This window comes from Prevotella sp. P3-122 (assembly GCF_002251365.1).
Classification (GTDB): Bacteria; Bacteroidota; Bacteroidia; order Bacteroidales; family Bacteroidaceae; genus Prevotella.
Window position 1 is genome coordinate 1 of the sequence record NZ_NPJH01000028.1, and the last position, 279, is coordinate 279.

At 50.9% G+C, this 279-nt stretch carries 2 tRNA genes; both read left to right on the plus strand.

The annotated features are described in order from the left end of the window. The first annotated feature begins 28 nt into the window (after positions 1-28). Positions 29-102, plus strand: a tRNA-Ile gene (locus CIL02_RS05530). Positions 103-163: 61 nt separating this feature from the next. Continuing rightward, positions 164-237: transfer RNA gene (locus tag CIL02_RS05535), tRNA-Ala, on the plus strand. The last annotated feature ends 42 nt before the right edge of the window (positions 238-279 follow it).

Genomic DNA, 279 nt, shown 5'->3' on the forward strand with positions numbered 1-279 from the left:
TTCGGGCAACACGCCGCGTGACCTGCACAGTCCTATAGCTCAGTTGGTTAGAGCGCCACACTGATAATGTGGAGGTCGGCAGTTCAAATCTGCCTGGGACTACACTTCGACCGAGGCTACGAGGTCAGAGTACTAAAGGTAAGCAAGCCTTTTACCACCTATTGGGGGATTAGCTCAGCTGGCTAGAGCACCTGCTTTGCAAGCAGGGGGTCAACGGTTCGAATCCGTTATTCTCCACACTTCCCTTATGTTGGGAAAGAGATCTTTGACATATTGACA